Below are 2,502 nucleotides of genomic sequence, written 5' to 3'. Positions count from 1 at the left end.
TACCTCTCTCGTAAGCGTCCAGATGCCAGTCATTTCGATGCTGCTGAGTCGGATTGTGTTAATCCCGCCTCATCATACTCACGGTACCGCACTCAAGGGCGGTGGCGAAGCTGGCGGGGTTGGCAGCCCCGGGGGTTCAGTCCTTGGAAGAGGAGGGTCCCGCCACAGGAATGCGGGCCTCCACAAGTCGGCGGACTGCCTTCGGCAGGTCGGGGACGAGTCCGAGGCGGGCACTCAACTCACCCGGGTCGACGACACCCATTTCGAGCAGCACACGGCAGAACTCGATGTCCTTCTGGCGGCTCGCGATCGCCTTCGAGATCCAGAGATCGTGGAGCTCGAGGCAGAGCGCGACGACGCCGTTCGTGCCCGGAGATTCGAACCGCACCAGTCGGTCTTTCCAGCCCTCGGGCAGCACAGCCGTCCGTTCCACCACCCCTTGCGCGTAGTATCCGAACGTTTGGTGGAACATGGATGCCTCTCCGATCGAGCCGTCGATCAGATCGGCCTGGTGGCCATCCTCGTCCCCGAACACGGCCACGTCCACCTCGATCGAACGAAGGGCCTCTTCAGGGAGTGGCTCGTCGAGAGATGCGTGAACCGCCTGGCTTCCGATCACAAGCACCTCGTCGACGCCGAGGACCGCGCCGGCGGCTCGGACCGAGTGCTCGAACGCGTCACGCGTCATTATGCCTCCTCTTCCCCTCCTCCTCGGCGAAGGTTCGGTACTCCCTTGCACGCTCCTTGGCCGAGAGCACTCCTGCGAACGGCGTGACCTGGCGGAGTTCCCGTGCGCGCACACCGGGATCGGTGAGCACCGGGATCAACTCGGGAATCGACCGTTTCAGAAGTACGCCCCACTCGTCGAGCAACTGTCGAGCTCCGGGGTTGGCGTGATGCATCTTTTTCAAAGTCGCTCGGGCCCGCTGCAACACCCAGCGTGGCCGCTCCTCCAGCCGAAGCGCGATCGACCGATGGAGCCAGATGCTACGGCGATCCTCCCTCGTCAGAGGAGGATGGAACTGCAGGCTCATCGCGAGCCCGACTGACTCCGCCAACCGTCTGACGGTGCCCAGTGTGGGGCTCTTTCGTCCCGTTTCGTAAGCTGCGATGGTCGGCTGTGACGTCCCCGCCGCATCCGCCAGCGCGGCCTGGGTTACCCCGACTGTCTTCCGTAACGTCCGAATCCAGTTCATACCATATAATATCTGAACGGATATATTATCGCAATCTGGCCTTAAGGGTACGGTACAGCCCAGAATCGACTACGCCCGCAGAGCTTCGTTCTTCCCTCTCAATTCGGCACCCGCGCCTTCAGCTCCTCGAACCAGTTCTGGACCAGCATGAGTTGGGCGCCGCCGGATCCGTCTTCGTCTTCGAAGTAGGCGCGGGCCATCAGGAAGCGCTGGTCAGCCGAGTCGATGTCGTAGAATCCATGAGCGGGCCGGTAGGCGCAAGCAGAACCCCGTCATGGGAATGGCGGATGCTTGCTCCGAGGTGCCCGCTCGGGGGTGCTTGCTCCGAGGTGCCCGCTTCGGGGTGCTTGCTCCATGGAACCTCACGCGCGAGAATCACTCTTCACCCGACGGGAGCGATGGAATGAAAAGCACGGCAGGACTGGGAATAGCGACTCTGCTCGCCATGTTGGTCACGATCCCCGTGGGTGCTCAGGAGTTGGAGCACGGCACGTGGACGGGCACGATGACTCCGCCCCCAGGCGGCGATGTCACCGTCACCTTCGAGGTCGGTGAGACCGACGGTGGCCTTTCTATCGTCATGAGTGCGCCCCTGGTGGAGCCGCCCATGGTGTTCCGTGAGGTGAAGCTCGACGGAGATGAGCTGACCTTCTGGTGGGCACCGGATATCCGACTCGATTGTACGCTTCTTCGGAAAGAAAACGGGAGCTTCGAGGGTGTTTGCACGGACGGGACCGGACCGGACGGAGAGGGAACACTCAAGATGCTACCACCATCAAGGGACTGATCATGAAAAAGCGTTCGTACACCTCCATTCGGACATTTCTGTGCGCGGGTCTGTGCGCCGGCCTCCTGGTAGTGACGGGGACGGCCCTCCACGCTCAGAACGTCACCACACCCATGGCCCAGTTCGGCCACAACATCGGTGACGACTATTGGCTGGCGACGTACACGGAGCTGACGGCGTACTGGCAAAAGCTCGCCTCGGAGTCACCGCGTATGGTGCTGGACACCATCGGTTATACCGCCGAAGGCCGGCCTCACCTCATGGCCATCATCACCTCCGCGGCGAACCACGCGAACCTCGAGCAGCACAAGACGAACGCGCGGCGCTTGGCGCTCGCGAACGATCTCAGCGACGAAGAGGCACGCGAGCTGTCACAGACCGCAAAGGCCGTGGTGTGGATCGACGGAGGGCTACACGCGACCGAGGTCCTGGGCGCGGCGCAGCTCATGGAGATGGCCTATCAGATGGTGAGCCTCGACGATGCCGAGACGCTCCGCTTTCTGGACGACGTGGTCACCC

General features: G+C 62.6%; 4 protein-coding genes. 2 read left to right on the top strand and 2 right to left on the bottom strand.

All coding sequences use genetic code 11. The features are described 5' to 3' along the window. Positions 1–136: 136 nt before the first annotated feature. Both IIB36_20500 and IIB36_20495 read right to left on the bottom strand, forming a co-directional pair. Positions 137–688, bottom strand: a complete 552-nt coding sequence (locus IIB36_20500) for a hypothetical protein (GenBank protein ID MCH7534119.1) — start codon at positions 686–688, stop codon at positions 137–139. After that, complete coding sequence (locus IIB36_20495) at positions 678–1,196, bottom strand: helix-turn-helix transcriptional regulator (GenBank protein MCH7534118.1); 519 nt, start codon at positions 1,194–1,196, stop codon at positions 678–680. Before IIB36_20495 ends, IIB36_20500 begins: the two co-directional genes overlap by 11 nt. A gap of 403 nt (positions 1,197–1,599) precedes the next feature. Between IIB36_20495 and IIB36_20490 the strand changes: the two genes are divergently transcribed. Next, positions 1,600–1,983 carry a hypothetical protein gene (locus tag IIB36_20490; GenBank protein MCH7534117.1) on the top strand — a complete coding sequence of 128 codons (384 nt, stop codon included), beginning with the start codon at positions 1,600–1,602 and terminating at the stop codon, positions 1,981–1,983. 2 nt (positions 1,984–1,985) lie between these two features. Beyond that, positions 1,986–2,502, top strand: a 517-nt coding sequence (locus IIB36_20485; protein ID MCH7534116.1) for a peptidase, incomplete at its 3' end; no start/stop codon positions are given.

Source organism: Gemmatimonadota bacterium, from assembly GCA_022560615.1.
GTDB lineage: Bacteria > Gemmatimonadota > Gemmatimonadetes > Longimicrobiales > Gaopeijiaceae > UBA1138.
The sequence above is the reverse complement of the archived record's forward strand: the minus strand, read 5'-3'. Positions and strand labels throughout refer to the sequence as shown.

Coding starts and splice junctions, on each gene's coding strand:
- IIB36_20500 (MCH7534119.1), bottom strand. CDS start 688: ATGACGCGTGACGCGTTCGAGCACTCGGTCCGAGCCGCCGGCGCGGTC.
- IIB36_20495 (MCH7534118.1), bottom strand. CDS start 1,196: ATGAACTGGATTCGGACGTTACGGAAGACAGTCGGGGTAACCCAGGCC.
- IIB36_20490 (MCH7534117.1), top strand. CDS start 1,600: ATGAAAAGCACGGCAGGACTGGGAATAGCGACTCTGCTCGCCATGTTG.